Origin of the sequence: Caballeronia grimmiae (assembly GCF_022879615.1) — a bacterium.
GTDB classification, from domain to species: Bacteria; Pseudomonadota; Gammaproteobacteria; order Burkholderiales; family Burkholderiaceae; genus Caballeronia; species Caballeronia grimmiae.
On the sequence record NZ_CP084271.1, the window covers coordinates 134,729 to 159,604 of the forward strand.

Sequence of the window (24,876 nt, forward strand, 5' to 3'; positions counted from 1 at the left end):
CATGACTCCGCTTCTTCGTTTTCTTTCGTTCTCGCTCGCGGCCGCGCTGGTCGCCATCGGCTCGGCGCAGCACGCGCACGCCGAGCGCCTCAAGGATCTCGTCTCGTTCCAGGGCGTGCGTGACAACCCGCTGATCGGCTACGGCCTCGTCGTCGGTCTCGACGGCACCGGCGACCAGACCATGCAGACGCCGTTCACGACGCAGAGTTTGACCAACATGCTTGGCAATCTCGGCATCACCGTGAATCCGGCGACGACGCAGAACATGCAGTTGAAGAACGTTGCCGCCGTGATGGTGACGGCGACGCTGCCGCCGTTCTCGCGTCCCGGCGAAGCGATCGACGTGACCGTGTCATCGCTCGGCAATGCGAAGAGCCTGCGCGGCGGCACGCTGCTGATGGCGCCGCTGAAGGGCGCGGACGGCCAGGTTTATGCGATGGCGCAGGGCAATCTCGTCGTCGGCGGCGCGGGCGCGAGCGCGAATGGCAGCAAGGTGCAGGTCAACCAGCTTGCGGTCGGCCGCATCTCGGGCGGCGCGATCGTCGAGCGCGCGGTGCCGACGGCGCTTCAGCAGCAGGGCGGCGTGATGCAGATGGAATTGCGCGAGATGGACTTCGACACGACGCAGCGCGTCGTTGCGGCGGTCAACAACCAGTTCGGCACGGGCACGGCGCTCGCGCTCGATGGCCGCACGATCCAGCTTCGCGCGCCGGCGGACGCCGCCGAACAGGTGTCGTTCATGGCGCAACTGCAGAACATCGACGTACGTCCGGCGCAGGCCGCCGCCAAGGTGATTCTCAACGCGCGCACCGGCTCCATCGTGATGAATCAGATGGTGACGCTGCAGAACTGCGCGGTCGCGCACGGCAACCTGTCGGTGGTCATCAATACGCAGACGGCGGTGAGTCAGCCGAACGCGCTGTCGAATGGGCAGACGGTGGCGGCGAAGCAATCGCAGATTCAGCTCAAGCAGGATAGCGGCGCGCTCAAGGTGCTGGCGGCGGGCGCCAATCTCGCGGATGTCGTGAAGGGGCTCAACGCACTCGGCGCGACGCCCGCAGACCTGATCTCGATCCTTCAGTCGATGAAGGCGGCGGGCGCGTTGCGCGCCGACCTCGAGATCATCTAAGGAGGACGGCACATGAACTCGAATACGAGCGGTATCGCCAGCACGGCGCTGGCATCGACCGATACGAGCGGATTGTCGAACCTGTCGAACCGCTTCGCGCTCGACACGCAGGGCTTCGACGCGCTGCGGGCGCAGGCAAATGCGGATCCGCAGAAAGGCCTGAAGGCGGCCGCGCAGCAATTCGACGCCGTCTTCACGCAGATGATGCTGAAGAGCATGCGCGACGCGACGCCATCGGACAGCCCGTTCGAATCGAACGATTCGAAGTCGTTCACCGCGATGCTGGATCAGCAGTTGTCGCAGCAGATGTCGTCGAAGGGCATTGGCGTGGCGGACATGATGCTCAAGCAGCTCATGCGCAACGCGGGCGGCAAGGCGGATGCGGGCGGCCTGGGCAGCGCCGGCGCGATGAATGCGATGAACGCGTTATCGGGCGGCGGCAGCGGCGGCGACATCGAAGCGAATGCGGGCAACATCGCCGCAATGAACGCGATGGCGAAGGCTTATGCGGCGGCGCAGGCGAACAAGAACGGCGCATCGCTCGGCGATGGACGCGGCTACACGGCGGCGAGTGCGCTGGAGCCGCCGGTGCGCGGCAACGGTTCGGACAAGGTGAACGCGTTCGTCGAGCGGCTGGCTGCCCCGGCGCAGGCGGCGAGCGCGGCGACGGGCATTCCGGCGCGGTTCATCATCGGGCAGGCGGCGCTGGAGTCCGGCTGGGGCAAGCGCGAGATCAGGCAGGCGAATGGCGCGACGAGCCACAATATTTTCGGCATCAAGGCGACGAGCAGCTGGACGGGCAAGACCGTCAGCGCGGTGACGACGGAATACGTCAACGGCCAGCCGAAGAAGGTCGTGGAGCGGTTCCGCGCTTATGACTCGTATGAAGAAGCGCTGACCGATTACGCGAGCTTCATCAAGAACAATCCGCGTTATGCGCCGGTCGTGGAAGCGTCGCGTGACGTGGCGGGCTTTGCGCATGGCATGCAGAAGGCGGGCTATGCGACGGATCCGCAGTACGCGAAGAAGCTGATTTCGATCATGAAGCAGATCGTTTGACGGCGCCCTGAATGGTGCAAACGTTTTACGTCTGAACGCACGCCTCCCCACACAAGATTTACGTGACGGCCCCTAAACTTTTCGTGAGGCATGCCGCTAACTCGTGGACGACAAGTACCGTAGCGAGGCGGGCGGCTCGCCGCGTGGCGTCGAGAGGCGGGCGATGCGGGGAGAAAACATGAACACGGCCAGCACCATGAACACCAATCACAAGCATGACTTTGCCGATGACGACTGCGACCACGAAGTGGATTTCGGGCGTCGAAATCCGCTGGAGATCGGCGTATCGCTGCGCAATCTGGCGAATCGCGGCGACTTTCTGACGGCGCAATATGGCGACGCGCAGATTGTCACGCGCCTGCTGGATGTCGATGTGACGTCACATCGATTCACTTTCGACTGGGGCGGCGTGGCGGAGCAGAATCGCGATCTGCTGCGTGCGCAGAAGCTGATTTTCCATGCTGCGCCTGAGGGCGTGCGGGTCGAATTCACGACGGCGACGCCGCGCGAGACGGTGTTCGATGGCCGGCCTGCGTTCGAAGCGGAGTTTCCGCCGGTGCTGTATTACATGCAGCGTCGCGAGTATTTCCGTGTGGAAGCGCCGGTGCTCGATCCGTATATTTGCAGCGGAACGTTGCCGGATGGGGATCGGTTTCGCTTCGAAGTGCATGATTTGTCGCTAGGCGGCGTTGCGTTGCGTACGTCGGATGAGCGGGTTGCGGATATGGAGATGGGTGTTGTGATTCAGGATGCTGAATTGCACTTCACCGCGACGGGGAAGGTGACGCTCGATATCATGCTCGTATCGCACCGGGAGTCGCTGACGCCCAAGGGCGATCGGCGGTTCACGCTCGGGTTCAAGTTCATTTCCATGCCCGGGTCGGCGGAGAATACGCTTCAGCGGCTTATTACGCAGTTGGAGATGAAGCGGCGGTCGCTTGCTAAGTGAGGGCGGTTGTTCTTGACAACCGCCGGTTGGGCCGCTTTTCGTTCTTGCGCGGCGGCGCGGGGTGTTCTTTTCTCGTTGAGCTTGTATTCGTGTCGGTCTATTAGCTCGCCCCTCCCCGGGGCGGGGGTCACTTTCTTTGCCGCTGCAAAGAAAGTAACCAAAGAAAGCAGCTTTTTTCTGAACCGCACGAAGCACTAACTTGTGTGGTCACTTCGTAGAACAGCAGTGGCCCTCAGCTTGAAAGAGCCTTGAATCACCTTCCGCGCCCACTGAGCGCCACGTCCTCCGAGCCCCTTGGCTCGTCAAAACCAACTGCGTGCTAGGCGCCACGCTACAACTCAAGAGCTGACGGATTTACTCGAAGCTGCTTACTGAGGCTGCCGCTCGAACTCCCCGCTTCGTTGCTATTGCACCGCTTCTGGCGCGCGACGCTCATGATGAGCCACTACAACGCGAGCGACGTTCAACCGTGCAAAGCTATCCCGCCTTTGAGACGCTGATTGCTGCGTGATCTTGCCGCTGTACCCGTGCCTGTTCTTCTCAGATGTCCGATCAACGTTAATTGTGCGTGGCGCGTGGTGCTCCACTGGTGTTGTCGAGCCAAGGGGCTCGGAGGACGTTAGTAGTCAGCGGGCGCGGAAGGTGATTCAAGGCTCTTTCAAGCTGAGTGCCACCGATGTTCTACGAAGTGAGCACACAAGTCTGTGCATCGTGCGGTTCGAAAAAAAGCTGCTTTCTTTGGTTACTTTCTTTGCAGCGGCAAAGAAAGTAACCCCCCGCCCCGGGGAGGGGCGCACCAATAGACCGACACGAATACAAGCTCACCAAAAAGAGCCCAAAACAACCGCCATTTCGGCAGATAAAAACAAAAACACAAACCCGATAATCAACAAAGCCAAGTTCCGGCTAAAGGAACGCAAACCATCCGCCGATATAAGGCACAACGGCAAGAGCGCGAGCGCAGCAGCAGCAAGCACGCCCCCGCGGGCAGCGAAAAAAGGAACCCTCGTCAATGTCCAACAACCTCTTCAACATCGGCCTGTCGGGCTTGAACGCGGCCCAGTGGGGCCTGACGACGACCGGTCAGAACATCAGCAACGCCGCGACACCGGGCTATACGCTCGAAAAGGTCGCGTACCAGGAATCGTCGGGGCAATACACCGGCTCGGGCTATCTCGGCAGCGGCGTGCAAACCGCCACCGTCACGCGCCAGTACAGCCAGTACCTCACGACGCAAGTCAACAACACGCAATCGTCGAGCAGCGCAGCGAACACGTACTACACGATGATCTCGCAGCTCAACAACCTCGTCGGCGATCCGACCGAAGGCATCGCTGCAGGCATCACCAGCTACTTCTCCGGCCTCCAGTCAGTCGCGAACGCCGCGAGCAGCTCCGCGTCGCGTCAATCGCTCGTCAGCAGCGCGCAAACGCTCGCCAATCAACTGACGTCGGCCGGCGAGCAATACGATCAACTGCGCCAAAGCGTCAACACGCAACTGACCAGCGCCGTATCGTCGATCAACAGCTACGCGCAGCAAATCGCCGATCTCAACAAGCAGATCAACATCGCCGGCGCATCCGGACAGCAGCCGAATCAGCTGCTCGACCAGCGCGATCAGGCAGTGTCGAATCTCAGCTCGATGATCGGCGTGCAAGTCGTGCAGCAGGACGGCAATTACAACGTGTTCATCGGCAACGGACAGCCGCTCGTCGTCGGCAATACGCAATATGGATTGCAAACCGTCGCGTCGCCGTCCGATCCGAGCGAACTCACCGTCGCATTCAAGAGCCGCGACGGTTCCACGCCGACCGCCGCGCAGACGCAATATATCGACGACTCGGCGCTCACCGGCGGCGTCGTCGGCGGACTGATCTCCTTCCGCAACGAAACGCTCGATCCGGCGCAGGCGCAACTCGGCGCCATCGCCACCAGTTTCGCCGCGCAACTCAACGGGCAGAACGCGCTCGGCCTCGACCTCAACGGCAAGCCGGGCGGCGCACTGTTCTCGACGGGCGATCCCGTCATTTACGCCGACGCTCGCAACAAGGGCACGGGCAGCGTCTCCGTTTCGTTCGCCGATCCGACCCAGCCGACGACCAGCGACTTCGACGTCACCTTCGACGGCACCGACTACCAGGTGACCGACAGCGCATCGGGCAAGGCGCTCGGCAGCTTCTCCGCCGCCGATGGCGGAGGCACGGTCGCGGGCCTGAAGATCACCGTGTCCGGCACGATGCAGAAGGGCGATTCCTTCTCGATCCAGCCGACGCGCGCCGCGCTCGACAACTTCGCACTCGCGACGACCAGCGCCGGCGCGATTGCGGCGGCATCGCCGGCGGTGTCGTCGGCGTCGACGAGCAATACGGGCACGGCGGCGATCACATCGGCGACGGCCGCGGCGGGCTATACCATGCCGACGGGATCGGGCATCACGCTGACGTACGACTCGGCGGCGAGCGGCTTCACGTCCAATGTCGATGTGACCGTGAACGGCACCACGTATGCCGCGAATTCGACGATTCCCTACGACTCGTCGAAGGGTTTGACGGTCACGTCGAACGGCATCACCGCGACGATCAGCGGCAAGCCCGCCGATAACGACGCGTTCACCATCGCCCCGAACAAGGGCGGCACGAGCGATGGCAGCAATGCGCTCGCGATGGCGAAACTCGTGTCGGCGAAATCGCTCGATGGCGGCAGCGAAACGCTGACGAACTCGTACGCGGCGTACGTGAACACCATCGGCAATCAGACGAACCAGCTCAAGGCGACGAGTTCGTCGCAGACCGCGCTGCTCAATCAGGCGACGACGGCGCAGCAATCCGTGCAGGGCGTGAACCTGAACGAGGAAGCGGCGAATCTGATTCAGTATCAGCAGCTTTACCAGGCGAACAGCAAGGTGATCCAGACGGCGTCGAGCCTGTTCCAGACGCTGCTCGGCATCTTCAATTAAGGCGAACCGCGATGCGTATTTCCAGTTCCCAGTACTTCAACATGAACGTCGCTTCGATGAGCGACCAGCAGAGCACGCTCGCGTCGATGTATCAGCAGATCTCGGCGGGCAAGCGCATTCTGACCGCATCGGACGATCCGCTCGGCGCCGCGCAGGCCGTGCAGCTGACGCTGCGTAGCGGCGCGCTTTCGCAATACAGCACGAATCAGACGACGGCGCTGTCCGCGTTGCAGCAGGAAGACTCGACGCTCAGCGAAGTGAGCAGCGTGATGCAGAGCATTCAGTCGAAGCTCGTTCAGGCGGGCGACGGCTCGCTCAACGATTCGAACCGTGCGGCGGTCGCCGATGCGATCAAGGGCTATCGCGACCAGTTGATGGGCCTGGCCAACACGACGGACGGCAGCGGCAACTACATCTTCTCGGGACTGAAGGGCGGCACGAAGCCGTTCTCGGACGATCCGTCGGGTGTGGGCACGACCTATTCGGGCGATTACGGCCAGCGCACGATGCAGATCAGCGAGGGCCGCTCGATTGCCGTGGGCGATACGGGCGCATCGATTTTCCGCAGCGTATCGGCGACGGAGAGCGATCCGGTATCGAGTGCGGCTTTGGGCAACACGGGCACGGGCACGATCAGTGCCGTGAGCGTGGAGGACACGAGCAATCCGAACAACGCGAGCACGTACACGATCAAGTTTTCGGTCGATGCGACTGCTGGCACGACGAGCTATCTGGTGACGGCGACGCCGCCGGATTCATCGCTGCCGACGACGCCGACTGCGTACACGGGCAAGACGGACATTACGCTTGGCGGACAGAAGGTGACGATCGGCGGCGTGCCTTCGAACAACGACACGTTCACGGTGCAGCCGGCGGCGACGGACAACAACGACATCTTTGCGACGCTGGATAACCTGGTTAATGCGCTGAAGCAGCCGACGGGTACGTCTGGCGCGCAGGCGGCGCTCGTCAATGCGCTGACGACGGCCGGGACCAAGATCACCAATACGTTCAATAACGTGCTGTCGGCGCAGACGGTTGTGGGCGGACGCGAGCAGGAAGTGCAGTCTACGCAGGCGGCGATGCAGACGACGCAGACGCAGACCGCGTCGGATCTGGCGAATCTCGCTAGCATCGATCTCGTGTCGGCGATTAGCTCTTATGAGTTGACACAGACTTCGCTTCAAGCCGCGCAGATGGCTTTTACTCAAATTCAGAAGATGTCGTTGTTTGATTATTTGGGTGGTTGAGGTTTGCCGCTTTTTCTTCGTTGAACTTGTATTCGTGTCGGTCTTTTAGCGCGCCCCTCCCCGGGGCGGGGGTCACTTTCTTTGCTGCTGCAAAGAAAGTAACCAAAGAAAGCAGCTTTTTTTCGAACCGCCCAAAGCACTAAGTTGTGTGGTCACTCCATAGAACATCGGTGGCCCTCAGCTTGAAAGAGCCTTGAATCACCTTCCGCGCCCGCTGACAACTAACGTCCTCCGAGCCCCTTGGCTCGACAACACCAGTGGAGCACCACGCGCCACGTGCCACACACCATCAACGCTGACTGAACCTTCGAAACACAGAGCAGGTATGGAGCACAGCGGCAAGTCATGCAGTAATCACCTTCCGAAGGCGGGAATACCTTTGCAGGATCGAACGCCACTCGGCGGCGCAGGCCGACTCATCACGAGCGGCGCGCGACAGAAGCGGTGCAATAGCAACGGAGCGCGGAGTTTGAGCGGCAGCCTCAGTAAGCAGCTTCGAGTCAGTCCGTCAGCACTTGAGTTGTAGCGTGGCGCCTAGCACGCAGTCGGTTTTGACGAGCCAAGGGGCTCGGAGGACGTTAGTAGTCAGTGGGCGCGGAAGGTCATTCAAGGCTCTGTCAAGCTGAGGGCCACCGATGTTCTACGAAGTGACCACGCGAGTTAGTGCTTTGGGCGGTTCGAAAAAAAGCTGCTTTCTTTGGTTACTTTCTTTGCAGCGGTGTATAGACCGGAGACATGGGTAACACCTGTTCCAGGACATAGGTAACACTCCAGACGAATGGTTCGTCCGGAGTCGAGCATGTCCTGGGATAGCAAAAACACCATGGAATTGCGGCTTGAATTCGCTCAGTTCGCGACGCAAGAAGGCGCCAATCGGCGCGCCTTGTGCCGCCAGTACGGCATCAGTGCGAAGACCGGTTACAAGTGGATCCGACGCTTCGAGCAGGGCGATACCGCGTTGGCCGATCAGTCCCGACGTCCCCGCAGCAGTCCGGCGCGCACGGCGACCGAGCTCGAAGCCAAGGTGGTCGGCATGCGTGAGGCGCATCCCGCGTGGGGCGCGGCCAAGATTGCCCGCCGCCTGAGCGATGTAGGGTGTGTCCAGACGCCTTCGCCCAGTACCGTGACGCGTATCCTGCATCGGCATGGCCTGATCACGGCCGAGGCCAGCGCCGAAGCCTCGTGCTGGCAGCGATTCGAACACGCGCATCCCAACGATCTATGGCAGATGGATTTCAAGGGCTGCATCGACCTCGACCATGGCAGGCGCTGCCTGCCGCTGACGGTGCTCGACGATCACTCGCGCTTCGATCTGGCGCTCGATGCCTGCGGGCGCACGCCCACGCGGGTGGTGCGCGAGCACTTGCGCGCGGTGTTTCGCCGCTACGGGCTACCGCTGCGCATCAATGCGGACAACGGGCCGCCGTGGGGAAGTCCATCGAAACCGGGCCAATTGACCGAGTTGGCGGTCTGGCTGATCCGGCTGGGCATCCGGATTTCGTACAGCCGGCCGAGGCACCCGCAGACGAACGGCAAGGACGAGCGGTTTCATCGGACGCTGAAAGCCGAACTGCTGGCGGGGCGGCACTTCAGGGATCTGAAGAGCGCGCAGCGGGCCTTCGATGCGTGGCGTCGCGTGTACAACCACGAGCGCCCGCACCAGGCGCTGGGCATGGCCACGCCGATTTCGCGTTATCGCCCGAGTGCGCGCGCGTATCCGGAACGGCTGGCACCAATCGAGTACGGCGAGGCCGACGCGGTCGTTCGGGTAGCGCCGACGGCGAGGTGCGCTTTGGCGGGCGACGCTTCAAGGTGTCGAATGCGCTGGCGAATCTGCACATCGCCTTCAGGGCGTGTGCAGAGATCGACGGTGGTTACGATATGTACTTCGCTCATCATCGAATCGATTCGATCAGCTTGAAGGGAAGCGGGGAAGGGAGTTGAATGTGTTACCCATGTCCTGACACAGGTGTTACCTATGTCTCCGGTCTATACACAGCAGCAAAGAAAGTGACCCCCGCCCCGGGGAGGGGCGCGCTAATAGACCGACACGAATACAAGCTCAACAACAGAAAAAAGCCCTTCAGAACATCCCTTGCGCAACACGCCCCACCTGTGCGATCCCCGAATCAAAGACCCTTAAAAAGAACGGCAAAAGATTCGGCACCATGAGCTGCAGGAGAAGCAACCCAACGAGCATAGTGACAGGAAATCCAACCTGGAAAATCCCAATCTGCGGCGCAGCCCGATTAAGAATCCCAAGCGCGAGATTGGCGATGAGCAACGCTGCAACAACCGGCAGCGCCAGCAAAAGCCCAGTGGCAAAGATGCTTCCGCCGTAGCCAACAAGCACCTTCCACCCCAGTGCATGAGAAGCCGCAGCAACGACATTCGCCCCGATGGGCACGTTCTGAAACGTAGTCACAAGCGCGCCGATCAACTGCAGATGCCCATCGAAGACGAGAAACGCGAGCATCGCCAGCGTGTTGAGGTATCGCGATATAACCACCGCATTCCCGCCGGCGCGCGGATCATAGAGCATCGCGAAGCCGAGGCCCATCTGCTGCCCGATGAACTCGCCAGCGGCATCGATGGCTGCAAACGCAATCTGCATCGTCATCCCGATAGCCGCGCCGATCAGAAACTGATTCACGATGATCCACACGCCCGCCGCCGAAAACACCGTCGCGTCCGGCATGGCCGGCAACGTCGGCGCAACGATCAGCGTCACGAAGGCGGCCAGCGCGATCTTCACCCGCATCGGAATGGCCATGTGGCTCAGGATCGGCGCGGTGGCCACGAGCGCGAGAATACGCACGAACGGCCAGAGGAACGCGGTCAGCCAGACATTGAGCTGCGCATAAGTGACGGAGAACATCGCGGCGAACTCAGCCCGTGATGCCGGGCGTGATGGTGAACACGTGCCGCATGTAGTCGAGCAACGTGGACAGCATCCACGGCCCGGCGATGACCAGCGTCACCGCAACGGCAATCAGCTTGGGAATGAACGATAGCGTCGACTCATTGATCTGCGTGGCCGCCTGAAACAGGCTCACCACCAGGCCCACGACGAGCGCCACCAGCAACAGCGGCGCAGCCAGCAACAGCGCGACATACATCGCCTGATGCGCCATCGTCATGACGGATTCGGGTGTCATCTCAAAGTCTCACGGAATCAGGAAACGAAGCTCTGCGCGAGCGAGCCGATCAGCAATTGCCAGCCATCGACGAGTACGAACAGCATCAGCTTGAACGGCAGCGCGATCGTCGACGGCGAAACCATCATCATGCCCATCGACATCAGCACGCTTGCTACCACCATGTCGATGATGAGAAACGGAATGAAGATCGTGAAGCCGATCTGAAAGCCCGTCTTCAGTTCGCTGGTGACGAACGACGGCACGAGCAGCGACAGCGGCACGTCCTCGGGGCCGTTCATCGGCGGAGCCTTGGAAATGCGGGCGAAAAGCGCAAGATCCGATTCGCGCGTCTGCTTCAGCATGAACTGCTTGAAGGGTGCGACGCCGCGCGTCATCGCCTGTTCCATCGCGATGGTGCCTTCAGAAAAGGGCTTGTACGCGTCGTTATACGCCTTGTCGAGAACGGGCGACATCACGAAGAACGAGAGAAAGAGCGCCAGGCCCACGATCACCTGATTCGGCGGCGTGCTCGACGTGCCGAGCGCCTGACGCAGCAGCGACAGCACGATGATGATGCGCGTGAAGCTCGTCATCATCAGGACCATCGCGGGGAGAAACGACAGCATCGTGAGCAGCAGCATCGTCTGCACACTGAGCGAATACGTCGTGCCGCCGTTAGGGCCGGGGCTCGTGTTGAAAGCGGGCAGACCCGCCGTGCTTTGCGCGAAGGCCGCGTACGGCATCAACGCGATGACAACGGGCAGCGCGAGTTTCATTCCGCGCACGATGTTCCGACTGAACTGCATTACTTGCTCCCGCCTACGAAAACGTAGTCATGTTCGACAGGCTGAATTGTTGACCACGCCGCTCGCAAACGATGGCGGGAAAAGAGGGGGGATTTGGGGCTAACTCGCTCCATTGCGAGCGACGTCTCAGCGCGTTTTCGAGCGATGAAACGCAAAGGCGCGCGATCCTCGCGGACCGCGCGCCCTGTACCGCTGCACTGCGAAGACTTACTTGCCGCCGACGAACTTCTGCATGCGCTTGTTCGCTTCGCCCGCGAGAGCATCGCGGAAGCGCTGACCGAACGAGCCTTGCAACGTTTGCGCGGACGACGGCGCTTGATCCGTGACGCCTTCCACTTCAGCCGATCCCGCGGGCATCGTATGCAAGAGCCGCACGTTGCCGGGCCCCGCGCCGAGCACGAGCCACGTACCGCCGACTTCGACGACCGCGACGCGCTCTTTGTTGCCGAGCGATGCGCCGCCGATCACTTTCACGAGTCCGCTCCGCTTGCCGCCCTGGTAGCCGAGCTTGCGCGCGAGCCACGCACAGCCGAACACGAAGCCGATCACGATGACGAGGCCGAGCAGCGTCTGCAACACGGCGCCGAAACCGAGCGACGGCACCGCGCTTCCCGCGCCGACGCTCGATGCGATCTGCGCGGCATGATTCACCGCGTTCATGTCGGCGGCGCGAGCGAGGAGGGGCGCGGCGAACAGCGCGCCAGCGGCAATGCGTTTCATCGATTCAGCTTCCGGATACGTTCGGACGGCGTGATGATGTCCGTCAGGCGAATACCGAACTTGTCGTTCACGACGACCACTTCACCTTGCGCGATGAGGCAGCCGTTCACGAGCACGTCCATCGGCTCGCCGGCGAGACCGTCGAGTTCCACGACCGAGCCTTGCGCGAGCTGCAACAGATTGCGAATGGCGATTTTCGTACGTCCCAGCTCCACCGTCATCTGCACGGGGATGTCGAGGATCATCTCGATGTCGTTGCGCGTCGACGGCGTCGCGGCCTTCGACAGCGGCTGGAATACGCCGGCGGAGGCGACGGGCGTATCGTTGCCGTTCTGTTCGGCGAGCGCGGCGGCCCAATCGTCCATGGCCATTTCCTCGTTGTTCGAAACGGTCGCGCCGGGCTGCGTGTCTTCCTGCATCAAATCACTCATAACTACCTTCCTTCGGGGAATCGCTTGCGCTGATCATCTTCTGGACGCGCAGCGCGTATTGACCATTGAAAATTCCGTAGCCGCATTCCATGACGGGCACGCCATCCACTTTGGCGACGACGTGCTCGGGAATGTCGATCGGCAAGACATCGCCCACGCGCATGTTGAGCAGCTTTTCGAACGACGAGCGCACCTCCGCGAGTTCCACCGTCAGTTCCACTTCCGCCGATTGCACCTGTTGCGACAGCACGCGCACCCAGCGGCGGTCCACTTCGAGCGCTTCGCCTTGTATCGGCGATGAGAGCACGTCGCGGATCGGTTCGATCATCGAGTACGGGAAGCAGATGTGCAGCGTGCCGCCCGTCGAGCCGAATTCGATCGTGAACTGCGTGACGATGACGATTTCGTTCGGCGTCGCGACGTTCGCGAACTGCGTGTGCATCTCCGAGCGCATGTATTCGAACTGCAGCGGGCGCACGCTGCGCCACGACGCCGCGTAGTGTTCGAACACGAGGTTGAGCAGCTTGTGGATGATGCGCTGCTCGGTCTGCGTGAACTCGCGGCCCTCGACGCGCGTATGAAACCGCCCGTCGCCGCCGAAGAGGTTATCGACGACGAAGAACACGAGGTTCGGATCGAACACGAACAGCGACGTGCCGCGCAGGGGCTTCACATGGACGAGATTCAGGTTCGTCGGGATCGGCAGATTGCGGGTGAATTCGCTGTACTTCTGCACCTTCACGGGACCGACGGAGATTTCCGCCGAGCGCCGCATGAAGTTGAAGATGCCGACGCGCATGAGTCGCGCGAAGCGGTCGTTGATGATTTCGAGGCCGGGCATCCGGCCGCGGACGATGCGTTCCTGCGTCGCGATGTTGTAGGGACGCACGCCGGCGCCGGGCTTGTTCTCGTCCGAGACCTGGTCTATTTCGCCGGTGACGCCTTTGAGGAGGGCATCGACCTCCTCTTGCGACATGAATTCTTCGTGGCCCATGACTCTTTCCGTTTCTTAAGATTGATGCCGCGGGCTTACTGGACGACGAACTCGGTGAAGAGCACATCATCGACGTGGGCGGGCTGCTCGGGCGTGCTGCCGATGGTTTCGACTGCGCTGCGCAGTTCGGTTGCGAGCTTGCGTTTGCCGTCGATGGTCGCGAGTTCTTCCGGATGCTTGGCCGACAGGATGAGCAGCACGCGGCTGCGGATTTCCGGCATGCGTTCGGTGAGGGCGGCCTGGCCTTTTGCGTCCTTGAGCTTGAGCGTCAGGCCGACGCGCAGGTAGTGCATGATGCCGTCGTCGGCTTGCAGGTTGACGGTGAGCGAGTCGAGCGGGAAGAACACGGGCGGCGGCACCGGCGCGGGTTTCGCGGGGCCGTGGTTCGTCTTGCCGAGCAGGAAGTAGGCGCCGCCGGCGCCTGCGCCGAGCAGGACGATTGCGCCGATCGCGATGATCAGGATGCGCTTGAGTTTGCCGCTCTTCGCGGGAACGATGGGTTGCTGGTTTGCGGTCGTGGTAGCCATGAATGCGTGCCTCTTTCGATAGGATGCATTGTTCGCTATCGCGGGTGGTTGTGATGGGGGGAATAGAGGGGGGTTTCGGGGCTATCTCGTACGTTTGGGGTTTTCGGTTCTTTTGCGCAACCGCGCCGGTGTTCTTTCTGTTGTTGAGCTTGTATTCGTGTCGGTCTGTTTGCTCGCCCCTGCGCCTGCCCGGGGCGGGGATAACCAAAGAAAGCAGCTTTTTTCTTTGCCTTGCAACTGGCGTTCGTTTGTCGTTGAGCTTGTATTCGTGTCGGTCTATTGGCGCGCCCCTCCCCGGGGCGGGGGTCACTTTCTTTGCTGCTGTGTATAGACCGGAGACATAGGTAACACCTGTGTCAGGACATGGGTAACACATTCAACTCCCTTCACCGCTTCGCTTCAAGCTGATCGAATCGATTCGGTGATGAGCGAAGTACATATCGTAACCACCGTCGAACTCTGCGCACGGCCTGAAGGCGATGTGCAGATTCGCGAGCGCATTCGATACCTTGAAACGTCGCCCGCCAAAGCGCACCTCGCCGTCGGTGCCCACCCGAACGACCGCGTCGGCCTCGCCGTACTCGATTGGCGCCAGCCGTTCCGGATACGCGCGCGCACTCGGGCGATAGCGCGAAATCGGCGTGGCCATGCCCAGCGCCTGGTGCGGGCGCTCGTGGTTGTACACGCGACGCCACGCATCGAAGGCGCGCTGCGCGCTCTTCAGATCCCTGAAGTGCCGCCCCGCCAGCAGTTCGGCTTTCAGCGTCCGATGAAACCGCTCGTCCTTGCCGTTCGTCTGCGGGTGCCTCGGGCGGCTGTACGAAATCCGGATGCCCAGCCGGATCAGCCAAACCGCCAACTCGGTCAACTGGCCCGGTTTCGATGGACTCCCCCCACGGCGGCCCGTTGTCCGCGTTGATGCGCAGCGGCAGCCCGTAGCGGCGAAACACCGCGCGCAAGTGCTCGCGCACCACCCGCGTGGGCGTGCGCCCGCAGGCATCGAGCGCCAGATCGAAGCGCGAGTGATCGTCGAGCACCGTCAGCGGCAGGCAGCGCCGGCCATGGTCGAGCTCGATGCAGCCCTTGAAATCCATTTGCCACAGATCGTTGGGATGCGCGTGCTCGAATCGCTGCCAGCACGATGCATCGGCGCTGGCCTCGGCCGTGATCAGGCCATGCCGATGCAGGATACGCGTCACGGTGCTGGGCGACGGCGTCTGGACACACCCTACATCGCTCAGGCGGCGGGCAATCTTGGCCGCGCCCCACGCGGGATGCGCCTCACGCATGTCGACCACCTTCGCTTCGAGCTCGGTCGCCGTGCGCGCCGGACTGCTGCGGGGACGTCGGGACTGGTCGGCCAAGGCGGTATCGCCCTGCTCGAAGCGTCGGATCCACTTGTAACCGGTCTTCGCGCTGATGCCGTAATGGCGGCACAAGGCGCGCCGATTGGCGCCTTGCTGCGTCGCGAACTGCACGAATTCAAGCCGCAATTCCATGGTGTTTTTGCTATCCCAGGACATGCTCGACTCCGGACGAACCATTCGTCCGAAGTGTTACCTATGTCCTGGAACAGGTGTTACCTATGTCTCCGGTCTATACACTGCTGCAAAGAAAGTAACGGTAGTGTGCTGAACGATGTGCAAAAACGCTGAGGCGTCAGGAGCGCAGAGGCGGGGGTGGCCGTGGTGTAAGTTGATGAATGTCCAGTTCGTCAACCTGCCCTCGGGAGGGCTTGCACCATGGCCACGACCAAGCGTAGTACTAACCGGCCGTCAGCGGAAGCGCTGGTTGCCGGCGACCGGGATCTGATGAAGGCGCTTATGAAGGATGCGCTTCAGGAAGTGCTCGAAGCGGAAATGACAGAGCTGCTGGGCGCTGCGCCCAATGAGCGCAGCGAGACGCGAAGCGGCTATCGTGCGGGCTACTACGGCCGCGCTCTGGTGACGCGCATCGGCAAACTGGAGTTGCGCGTGCCACGTGATCGGCATGGCGAATTCTCAACGGCGCTGTTCGAGCGCTATGCGCGCAGCGAGAAGGCATTGGTGGCGGCGTTGGCCGAGATGTACGTGCAGGGTGTGTCGACGCGCAAGGTCAAGGCGATTACCGAAGAGCTGTGCGGTCACAGTTTTTCGGCCTCGGCGATTTCGGCGATCAACAAAGGGCTGGATGCGACGCTGGCAAAGTTTGCACACCGGCCGCTGGAGGAAGCGTATCCGTATCTGATCGTCGACGCGCGCTATGAGAAGGTGCGTGAGTCGGGCGTGATCCGGTCGCAGGCGGTGCTGATCGCCATCGGCATCAACTGGGAAGGCCACCGGCAGGTGCTGGCTGTGGAGCTGGCCAACCGCGAAAGCCATTCGAGCTGGAAAGAGTTCCTTCTGGCGCTAAAGAAGCGCGGCCTGTCAGGCGTCGAGTTCGTCGCCTCGGACGACCACGCGGGGCTCAAGAAGGCGATCGGCGAGGTGCTGCCGGAAGCCGCCTGGCAGCGCTGCTACGTCCACTTCCTGCGCAACGCGCTGGACTATCTGCCGCGCAAGGCCGATGACGACTGCCTGCAGGAGTTGCGCTGGATGTACGATCGTCGCGACCTGCAGGAAGCGCAACGGGATCTGGCTGCGTGGATCAGCAAGTGGCAGGGAAAATATCCGAAGCTGGTGGACTGGGTCGAAGGCAACATCGCTGAGACGTTGACGTTTTACCGATTGCCGCGCGCGCATCACAAGCACCTGAAGTCCACCAACATGCTGGAGCGACTGAATGAGGAAATCCGGCGGCGCACGCGTATCGTGCGCATCTTTCCCAACGAAGCGTCGTGCCTTCGGCTGATCAGGGCCCTGTGTAGCGAAACGCATGAAACGTGGCTGGAAGACAGCCGTTATCTGAACATGGCCTTGCTGGCCGAGCAGAAGAAGGAGTTCTTGCGCGCGGCTGCATAGCGGGCGCGCGGGTTCGGCGCTGCGGGCTACGCCCTCCGCGCCGCACTCAGCGCAGATGGATCAACTGAAACCACCGGCATCCGGTTTCTGCACAACTTGACGCACACAACTAAAGTAACCAAAGAAAGCAGCTTTTTTTCGAACCGCACGATGCACTAAGTTGTGTGGTCACTTCGTAGAACATCCGTGGCACTCAGCTTGAAAGAGCCTTGAATCACCTTCCGCGCCCGCTGACGACTAACGTCCTCCGAGCCCCTTGGCTCGACAACACCAGTGGAGCGCCGCGCGCCACGTGCCACACACCATCAACGCTGATCGAACGTTTTGAATACGGAACAGGTAAGGAGCACAGCGGCAAGGTCATGCAGTAATCACCTTCCAAAGGCGGGAATACCTTTGCAGGATCGAACGCGGCTCGGCGGCAGGCCGACTCATCACGAGCGTCGCGCGACAAAAGCGGTGCAATCAGTAAATGGAGGCAGAGCTTGAGCGGCAGAGGCCTTGGTAAGCATGTCTCGAGGGAATCCGGCCAGCCCTTAGTTTTTGCGTGGCGCCTAGCGCGCAGTCGGTGTTGACGAGCCAAGGGGCTCGGAGGACGTTAGTAGTCAGTGGGCGTGGAAGGTGATTCAAGGCTCTTTCAAGCTGAGTGCCACGGATGTTCTACGAAGTAACCACACAACTTAGTGCTTCGTGCGGTTCAGAAAAAAGCTGCTTTCTTTGGTTACTTTCTTTGCAGCGGCAAAGAAAGTGACCCCCGCCCCGGGGAGGGGCGAGCTAATAAACCGACACGAATACAAGCTCAACGAAAAAGAGCCGCCTGAAACCCTCAGGCAAACGTATCCACGAGTCCAACAACCCGCCGCTGAGGCAAAACAGAACCCGAACCGCCGGCAGCACCCACTCCACCCCCGCCAGAAGAACCCCCACGCCGCCCGCCGCCACTTTCCGACCGATCCCCGCCCGACTGCCCCTGACGAGCAAACGCAGACCCATCGGAAACCGAAGCGCTTCCGAGGCTGATGCCATTAGCCTCCATGGCCTCACGAAGCTTCGGCATGGCGGCTTCGACCGCCTCCCGGACCTGCGCATGCTGCGACACGAACAGCGCGTGCGCGTGGTTATCGGCGACTTGCAAAGTCACCTGCAAAGGCCCGAGATCCTTTGGATTGAGCGTGAGTTCAGCACTCTGCTGATCCGCATTCGACAAGAACACCACCTTCTGACTGAACGCATCGTCCCAGCCCGACGCTCCCACGTGCGGTGCAATCGCCGCGCTCGTGGCCGCCGTCATCGCGCCCTGCGGATTCGATACCGCCGAACTCGCCGATGCCGTCTGCATCGCCACCGCGTGCGCCGCCGCATCCGCGGCCTGCTTGTACGCGGCCGTCCCGCCATCGGCAGCAACCGGCGTCAGCGCCGCCTGTGCATTGGTCAATGCGGTCGCGTCGGCCTGCGCGCTCGCAGCGGCATTCTTGCCATCGCCCGCCGACGCATTCGCCAGCAGCGCGCCCCGCGCACCCTTCGCGCCACGCGGCATGTCGCCGTCGCCAGCCTTGCCGCCATCCGCGCCCGCATGACCAGCCGGCGCCGTCACGACCGCAGCCGCCGGCGGGTTGTTCATCGCCGCGAGCGCGGCTTGCAACGGGTCCGGCGCCGCTTTCGCATCGCCGGTTTTCTTCGTGTCGCCAGTAGCGGATGCATCGTCGTCCGTCGATGCCGTCGTCAAACCGCTCGCTGCCGCATCTGCAAGATCGGCGAGCGTGGCGTCGTCAGCCACCGCGTTCGTGTCCGCATTCGCTGCGTTCGCGGCATCCGCCCGCGCCTTCGCGTCGGCGGCAGCCTTGGCCGCTGCATCGGCGGATGCCGCCGGCTTGGTCGATGCAGCCGCCTTTGATGCGTCCGCGCTCTCGGTCTTGTCCGCGGGCTTCGATGCGTCCGCCGCAGCGTCCGTCCTGGCGCTCGCATCCGACGACGACGAAGCCTGCACGTCGTCATCCTGACTCGCGGCGCTGTCGTCGGGCTTCGGCGCGTCATGCACGCTCGACTGGTCGGACGATGTCTGCGCCTGCGCCGCTTGCGCCTCTGCATTGGCGCGATCGGTGATGCTCTGCAGCGTCAGCCCGAACGACGCGCCCGCGCTCGCCGCGCGCTTGGCCGCCGATGCGCCAGAAGACGATGACGATGACGATGACGAAACACCCGTCAGCGCGCCAGTGAATGAAACGGAGGACATATCAGTCTCTGAAATTCGATAAATGAACTACAAGCGGACAAACGCCGCTAAAAAACTCAGGCCCTCGCGGCACGCATCCGAAGCACCTTCGCCGCATGCTCATCGGCCTCGCGCTGTTCGACGCGCGCCGCCTGCTTCGCGAGCACCGCTTCGCCACGCGCCGCAAGCACCTCGTAACTGCCGACCTTCTGCTTCTTCAGCCGCCATTCGGGCTTCATCGCCTCGATGCGGTGATCCGCCATCACGATCGCCGCGCGTTGCTGCGCAATGGCCGCATCGAGCGTATCGACGAACGCCTGGAAGTTGCGCAGCGTCTGCGCCGTCGTGCCTTGCTGCGCGGATGCCGTGAACTTCGCGTGATACTCGTCGCGATACGTCACGAGCGATTGGAGCTGCGCCTCGGCTTCAGTTTTTTCCTGCTGCAACTTGCCCAGCTTTTTGGTGGCGGTGTCGAGCTCTTCTTGCGCGAGTTCGATGAGCGTGGTGATCGGCAGATTCTTGGACATGGACGTGCGGTCTCTGTGGTCGTGGTTCTACGCGTTCTTCTGAGGAATGGCCCGAATACTATTCGAAAAGCTGGTGCAACAAATCGAGGCTCGGTTCAAAATTTGCCTGCTCACGAAAGCCTTGCTGTAAAAACGACTCCATGCGCGGATATAACGCAATCGCGCGGTCCAGTAACGCGTCCCGTCCGTGCGAATACGCACCGACATTAATCAAATCCTTGTTGCGCTGATAGCGCGAAAGCATCTGTTTGAAGAGACGCACGCGCTCGAGATGCTTGTCGTCGATGATCGACGTCATCACGCGGCTGATCGACTGTTCGATATCGATCGCCGGATAATGCCCCGCCTCCGCGAGCGACCGGTTCAGCACGATATGGCCGTCGAGAATCGCGCGGGCGGAATCGGCAATCGGGTCCTGCTGGTCGTCGCCTTCGGTGAGCACCGTGTAGAACGCCGTGATCGAGCCGCCGCCTTCCGGGCCATTGCCGGTACGCTCGACGAGCGCGGGCAGCTTCGCGAACACCGACGGCGGATAACCCTTCGTCGCAGGCGGCTCGCCGATCGCGAGCGCAATCTCGCGCTGCGCCATCGCGTAGCGGGTGAGCGAGTCCATCAGCATCAGCACGTGCTTGCCCTGATCGCGGAAATACTCCGCGAGCGAGGTCGTGTACGCGGCGGCCTGCATCCGCAGCACCGGCGACACGTCCGCCGGCGCGGCCACGACGACCGAGCGCGCGAGTCCGTCCTCACCGAGAATCTGCTCGATGAACTCCTTCACTTCGCGGCCCCGCTCGCCGATCAGCCCGATCACGATGACTTCCGCGCTCGTATAGCGCGCCATCGTGCCGAGCAGCACGGATTTACCCACGCCCGAGCCCGCGAAAAGGCCCATGCGCTGACCGCGTCCGACCGTGAGCAGCGAATTGATCGCGCGCACGCCGACGTCGAGGACCTTGTGAATCGGCTCGCGGTTCAGCGGATTGATCACGGGCCCGGCCAGCGGCGCATCCATCTTCGCGCCGAGCGGGCCGAGGCCATCCAGCGGGCGGCCGGATGCGTCGACCACGCGGCCCAGCATCTCCCAGCCGACGGGCAGACGCTTGGCGCCCGCCATCGGATCGTTGATCGGCGCGCTTTCCAGCGGATACACCCGCGCGCCCGGCAAAAGGCCCGCGACTTCGGTCGTCGGCATCAGAAACAGCTTGTCGCCCGCGAAGCCGACGACTTCCGCTTCGGCGGTCGGGATCGCGCTGCCGGGCGGCAACTCGATCATGCATTCCGAACCCACGCCCATCTTCAGGCCGACGGCTTCGAGCACCAGGCCCGCGGCGCGCGTCAGGCGCCCGCAAGGACGCAGCGGCTTGGCGATCGCGTTGCGCGACTTCAGCGCATCGAGCTTGTCGCGCCACGTGTCGATATGCGGATTGCCCGCGAGCGCGGCGAGTTCGGCGATCGTGCGCGCGGCGTGGTCATCGGGCAGATCGCCGGCGATAGCGTCATCGCCTGCGAGCGGTCCAAACGACGCCCGCGCGAGTTCCTGTTCCAGCGCGCTCAGGCCATCCTGCGTGATTCGATTGTTCACCACGGCTTGTTCCTCCCGAGCGCCGCCACGACGCGCTCCCAGCGCGATACGTTGGTCGCGTCGATTTCGCCGGTCGCGGCGTGCGCCTTGCAGCCGCCGCGTTCGATGGCCGGATCGGGCCGCACCGTCCAGCCGGCGGCTTCGAGTTCTTCCTTCAGATACGAATCGACGACCGGCAAATCCGCCGGACTGACGACCAGCGTCGGCGCGCCCGAAAGCTCCGGCTCGGAGGCGATCACCTCACGCGCCACGGCGACGAGCGCGGTCGGATCGAGCGTCAGATGCTGACGCACGACCTGCTGCGCGATATCGATGGCAAGCGCGGCAAGCGATTCCGCGATGGCGGCATCGGCGGCCTGCAGCGCGGTCTTGAAGGTATCGGCGATCTGTGCGAGTTGCGCGGCCTGCGCAAGCGCTTCCTTGCGGCCTTCCTCGAAGCCGCGCGCCTCGCCCTGCTCGAAGCCCGCCTTGAAGCCGAGCGCCTGACCGGCGACGTGCCCCTTGGCCAGCCCCTGCGCGTGCGCATCTTCCTCGACGCGCCGCAGATGCGCTTCGAGCGCGGCCTGGTCGGCCGCACTGTTGTCGACGGTGACGGGATCGAACGACGCCATCTCCCAGCGTTGATACGCCGACACGTTGGTCTTCGCGGCAGCAGCGTTAGACATATGCGTCCTCCGCCTTGCCGCCTAGCTGAATCTGGCCGGCTTCGGCGAGATTGCGCACGATCTGCAGAATCTTGCGTTGCTGCTGTTCGACTTCCGACACACGCACCGGACCACGCGAATCGAGGTCTTCGGCGAGCAGTTCGGCCGCGCGTTGCGACATGTTCGACAGGAACTTCTGGCGCAAGCCGGGCTGTGCGCCCTTCAGCGACACGATCAGCGTTTCGGACTCGACTTCCTTCAGCAGCAACTGGATTGCGCGGTCTTCCAGATCCATCAGGTTCTCGAACACGAACATCTGGTCGATGATCTTCTGCGCGAGTTCGGCGTCGTAGTCGCGCACGTTCGACAGCACGCCTTCCTCGTGATTGCTCGACATGAAGTTGAGAATCTCCGCCGCCGTGCGGATGCCGCCCATCGGCGCGCGCTTCAGGTTGTCGCTGCCGGACAGGAGCGTGGTCAGCACGTCGTCGAGTTCGCGCAGCGCGGCGGGCTGGATGCCGTCGAGCGTTGCGATGCGCAGCAGCACGTCGTTGCGCAGCCGGTCGTTCAGCAGCGACACGATTTCCGAAGCCTGATCGCGGTCCAGGTGCACGAGGATCGTCGCGATGATCTGCGGATGCTCGTTCTTGATGAGTTCCGCAACCGCGCCCGAGTCCATCCACTTCAGGCCCTCGATACCGCTCGTATCGCTGCCTTGCAGAATGCGGTCGATCAGCGCGCCGGCCTTGTTCTCGCCGAGCGCCTTCGTCAGCACCGAGCGAATGTACTCGCTCGAATCGAGCGACAGCGCGGTGTGCTTTTCCGCTTCCAGCACGAATTCGGTCAGCACGTTGTCGAGCTGCTCGCGCGTCACGTTCTTGAGCGCCGCCATCGTCGCGCCGATTTTCTGGACCTCGCGCGGTGCGAGATATTTGAAAACGTCGGCGGCTTCTTCCTCACCGATCGACATCAGGAGGAGAGCGGCTTTATTCAGGCCTTCAGCGTTCATCGGACACCCAGTTCTTCACGACGGTCGCAACGATTCTCGGGTCCTGCCGCGCAACCATGCGGGCGTAGTCGAGATTGCGATCGAATTTGGCTTTGTTGCTTTCATGACCGAGGAGACTGACCTCGGCATCCTTTTCTTCTTCGTCCTTCTTCTCGCCGTCCATCGTCGGGCCGTCGAGCAGCGAGAGTTCATCCGGTGCGCCAGCTAGCGTCGGCGCGATTTCGGGCGGCGGCGGGAAGGCGCGCTTCATCGCCGGCTTCACCATGCTGAAGTACAGGAACAGCGCGACGATGCCGATGCCCACGTACTTCGCCAGCGAGATGCCGCGCGCAATCATGTCGGGCGTGCGCCACCAAGGCACGTCCGGCGTCAAGTTCAGGTCCGACGAGAACGCGCTGTTCACTACGTTGACCGAATCGCCGCGCTTCTCGTCGTAGCCCATCGCGTCCTTCACGAGCTGCTGCACTTGCGCGAGCTTGTCGGCGGCGAGCGGCGTCATCGTGACGTTGCCCTTCGCATCGACCTTCTTCTCGTAATTGACGACCACCGCCACCGAAAGGCGCTTGATGCCGCCCGTCGCCTGCTCGAAGTGGCGCACGGTGCGATCCACTTCGTAGTTCGTCGTCGTGTCCTTGCGCAGGTTTTGCGGCGTGGACTTCGTGGCGGCCGCGCCGGATGCGGCGGCGTCGATCGGTGCCGATGCCGCTTGCGGCGGCTGGTTCGACAGCGCGCCCGGCACGCCCGTCGCACCGCTGCCCGACGTTTCGCTCGATTCGCTCGATTGCTGGCTGCGGATCGCCGTGCTTTGCGGATTCGCGTTCGGGCCATAGCTTTCGGCAGTCTGTTCGAGCTTGGAGAAGTCGATATCCGCGCTGACTTGCGACCGCGCATTGCCGGCGCCGAACAGCGGCGCGAGGATCGCGTCGATGCGCTTCTGCGTGTTGTGCTCGATCTGCTGCATGTACTTGAGCTGCGATGCGTCGAGGCCGCTTGCGGCGCTCTGGCTCGTGAGCAGGTTGCCGTCCTGATCGACGATGTTCACGTTCTTCACCGGCATGTCCGGCACGCCCGACGACACCATGTGCGCGATCGCGAGCACTTGCCCTTCGTCGAGCACGCGGCCGGGATAGAGATTCACCATCACCGAGGCGGTCGGCAGTTCCTTGTCGCGCACGAAGACGCTCGGCTTCGGAATGGCGAGATGCACGCGCGCCGACTTCACCGACGAAATCGAACCGATGGTGCGCTCCAGTTCGCCTTCGAGCGCGCGCTGATAGTTGATCTGTTCCGCGAACTGGCTGATGCCGAACTTCTGGTTGTCCATCAGTTCGAAGCCGACCGAGCCGTTCTTCGGCAAGCCCTGGCTCGCGAGACGCAGGCGCGTTTCGTGAACCTGCTCGGCCGGAACGAGGATGGCGCCGCCGCCTTCGGACAGCTTGTAGGGAATGTTGCCCTGCTGGAGCGCGGTAACGATTGCGCCGCCGTCGCGGTCCGACAGATTGCTGAACAGCACGCGATAGTCCGGCTGGCGCGACCACAACAGCAGCCCGGCGACGACCATCGCGAGCACGGCGACCGCGATGATCAGCGGCACGCGCGGGTTCGAGCGGAATTGCGAAAGCATCGGCACGCGCTGTGCAAAGCCGCCGAAATTACCGCCCGGAAGGCCCGCGCCCGCAGCGGCGCTGCCGGCCGCGCCAGGCTGCGCGCCGGCCAGGCCCATCCTGGCGTCGGGCGTAATCAAAGAGTTGTTGGGCGTTTCCATTTGGCGTCGATGCTCCGAATCTTGGCGTCTTCCTGTCGCCGCTGTCCGTCAGCGGTTGAGGAGTCTTTTCACGATGGGGATTATCCGCACAAGATTGCAAGTCGATTCGATGAATAGAGCCGGGTTTCCCCCGTTCTTCGGACGGTTTGGAAACGCCCCCGCTGCTAATCTTTTTCAAACCTGGAAGAGGCTGCCGAGCGCCGCCCGGACACCCTTCTGTTCTTTGAGATAGCGTTG

General features: G+C 62.4%; 19 protein-coding genes and 2 pseudogenes. 7 read left to right on the forward strand and 14 right to left on the reverse strand.

Annotated elements, in window-relative coordinates; genetic code table 11:
- Position 1 precedes the first annotated feature (1 nt).
- The 6 genes and pseudogenes from LDZ21_RS00615 to LDZ21_RS00640 all read left to right on the forward strand — a co-directional run bounded on the left by LDZ21_RS00615 (position 2) and on the right by LDZ21_RS00640 (position 9,287).
- Positions 2 to 1,129, forward strand: a complete 1,128-nt coding sequence (locus LDZ21_RS00615; protein ID WP_035962211.1) for a flagellar basal body P-ring protein FlgI — start codon at positions 2 to 4, stop codon at positions 1,127 to 1,129.
- Positions 1,130 to 1,141: 12 nt separating this feature from the next.
- The gene (gene flgJ, locus LDZ21_RS00620) at positions 1,142 to 2,188 is read left to right on the forward strand and encodes a flagellar assembly peptidoglycan hydrolase FlgJ (RefSeq protein ID WP_244793812.1); all 1,047 of its coding nucleotides are present in this window, start codon (positions 1,142 to 1,144) and stop codon (positions 2,186 to 2,188) included.
- 196 nt (positions 2,189 to 2,384) lie between these two features.
- Entirely contained in the window at positions 2,385 to 3,137 is a 753-nt protein-coding gene (locus LDZ21_RS00625) for a flagellar brake protein (protein WP_244794731.1), read from the forward strand.
- Positions 3,138 to 4,149: 1,012 nt separating this feature from the next.
- Positions 4,150 to 6,093 (forward strand): flagellar hook-associated protein FlgK, encoded by a 1,944-nt coding sequence (gene flgK, locus LDZ21_RS00630; RefSeq protein WP_244793813.1) that lies wholly within the window; start codon positions 4,150 to 4,152, stop codon positions 6,091 to 6,093.
- A gap of 11 nt (positions 6,094 to 6,104) precedes the next feature.
- Entirely contained in the window at positions 6,105 to 7,343 is a 1,239-nt protein-coding gene (flgL, locus tag LDZ21_RS00635; protein ID WP_244793814.1) for a flagellar hook-associated protein FlgL, read from the forward strand.
- Positions 7,344 to 8,142: 799 nt separating this feature from the next.
- Positions 8,143 to 9,287, forward strand: a pseudogene (locus tag LDZ21_RS00640) (IS481 family transposase).
- 139 nt (positions 9,288 to 9,426) lie between these two features.
- On the opposite strand, the gene fliR reads toward LDZ21_RS00640, so the two are convergent.
- The 8 genes and pseudogenes from fliR to LDZ21_RS00680 form a co-directional block, all read right to left on the reverse strand.
- Positions 9,427 to 10,221: a flagellar biosynthetic protein FliR gene (gene fliR / locus LDZ21_RS00645; RefSeq protein ID WP_244793815.1), complete on the reverse strand. Its 795-nt coding sequence runs from the start codon at positions 10,219 to 10,221 to the stop codon at positions 9,427 to 9,429.
- Positions 10,222 to 10,231: 10 nt separating this feature from the next.
- Entirely contained in the window at positions 10,232 to 10,501 is a 270-nt protein-coding gene (gene fliQ, locus LDZ21_RS00650) for a flagellar biosynthesis protein FliQ (RefSeq protein WP_035962223.1), read from the reverse strand.
- A gap of 17 nt (positions 10,502 to 10,518) precedes the next feature.
- A complete protein-coding gene (gene fliP / locus LDZ21_RS00655; RefSeq protein ID WP_229754047.1) occupies positions 10,519 to 11,259 on the reverse strand; it encodes a flagellar type III secretion system pore protein FliP in 741 nt (246 codons plus the stop codon).
- Positions 11,260 to 11,496: 237 nt separating this feature from the next.
- Positions 11,497 to 12,009, reverse strand: coding sequence for a flagellar biosynthetic protein FliO (gene fliO, locus LDZ21_RS00660; RefSeq protein ID WP_035962226.1), 513 nt, complete (start codon positions 12,007 to 12,009; stop codon positions 11,497 to 11,499).
- On the reverse strand, positions 12,006 to 12,440 hold the full coding sequence (gene fliN / locus LDZ21_RS00665) for a flagellar motor switch protein FliN (RefSeq protein WP_035962228.1): 435 nt from the start codon (positions 12,438 to 12,440) through the stop codon (positions 12,006 to 12,008). The genes fliO and fliN overlap by 4 nt, the downstream gene beginning before the upstream one ends.
- Positions 12,433 to 13,434 carry a flagellar motor switch protein FliM gene (gene fliM, locus LDZ21_RS00670; protein ID WP_244793816.1) on the reverse strand — a complete coding sequence of 334 codons (1,002 nt, stop codon included), beginning with the start codon at positions 13,432 to 13,434 and terminating at the stop codon, positions 12,433 to 12,435. The genes fliN and fliM overlap by 8 nt, the downstream gene beginning before the upstream one ends.
- A 35-nt stretch (positions 13,435 to 13,469) precedes the next feature.
- A complete protein-coding gene (fliL, locus tag LDZ21_RS00675; protein ID WP_035962232.1) occupies positions 13,470 to 13,961 on the reverse strand; it encodes a flagellar basal body-associated protein FliL in 492 nt (163 codons plus the stop codon).
- Between the two features lie 376 nt (positions 13,962 to 14,337).
- Positions 14,338 to 15,484 (reverse strand): annotated as a pseudogene (locus LDZ21_RS00680) (IS481 family transposase).
- Between the two features lie 219 nt (positions 15,485 to 15,703).
- On the opposite strand from LDZ21_RS00680, the gene LDZ21_RS00685 reads away from it, so the two are divergent.
- Positions 15,704 to 16,900, forward strand: a complete 1,197-nt coding sequence (locus LDZ21_RS00685; protein ID WP_244793817.1) for an IS256 family transposase — start codon at positions 15,704 to 15,706, stop codon at positions 16,898 to 16,900.
- Positions 16,901 to 17,726: 826 nt separating this feature from the next.
- Here LDZ21_RS00685 and LDZ21_RS00690 read toward each other — a convergent pair.
- From LDZ21_RS00690 to fliF, 6 genes are read right to left on the reverse strand one after another with little or no spacing between them, the layout of a single operon-like run.
- A complete protein-coding gene (locus LDZ21_RS00690; protein WP_244793818.1) occupies positions 17,727 to 19,133 on the reverse strand; it encodes a flagellar hook-length control protein FliK in 1,407 nt (468 codons plus the stop codon).
- Between the two features lie 56 nt (positions 19,134 to 19,189).
- Positions 19,190 to 19,639: a flagellar export protein FliJ gene (gene fliJ, locus LDZ21_RS00695; RefSeq protein ID WP_035962237.1), complete on the reverse strand. Its 450-nt coding sequence runs from the start codon at positions 19,637 to 19,639 to the stop codon at positions 19,190 to 19,192.
- Between the two features lie 58 nt (positions 19,640 to 19,697).
- Positions 19,698 to 21,224 carry a flagellar protein export ATPase FliI gene (fliI, locus tag LDZ21_RS00700; RefSeq protein ID WP_244793819.1) on the reverse strand — a complete coding sequence of 509 codons (1,527 nt, stop codon included), beginning with the start codon at positions 21,222 to 21,224 and terminating at the stop codon, positions 19,698 to 19,700.
- Entirely contained in the window at positions 21,218 to 21,886 is a 669-nt protein-coding gene (fliH, locus tag LDZ21_RS00705) for a flagellar assembly protein FliH (RefSeq protein ID WP_244793820.1), read from the reverse strand. The genes fliI and fliH overlap by 7 nt, the downstream gene beginning before the upstream one ends.
- Entirely contained in the window at positions 21,879 to 22,874 is a 996-nt protein-coding gene (gene fliG, locus LDZ21_RS00710) for a flagellar motor switch protein FliG (RefSeq protein ID WP_035962242.1), read from the reverse strand. Before fliG ends, fliH begins: the two co-directional genes overlap by 8 nt.
- Complete coding sequence (gene fliF / locus LDZ21_RS00715) at positions 22,864 to 24,639, reverse strand: flagellar basal-body MS-ring/collar protein FliF (RefSeq protein WP_244793821.1); 1,776 nt, start codon at positions 24,637 to 24,639, stop codon at positions 22,864 to 22,866. The genes fliG and fliF overlap by 11 nt, the downstream gene beginning before the upstream one ends.
- Between the last annotated feature and the right edge of the window lie 237 nt (positions 24,640 to 24,876).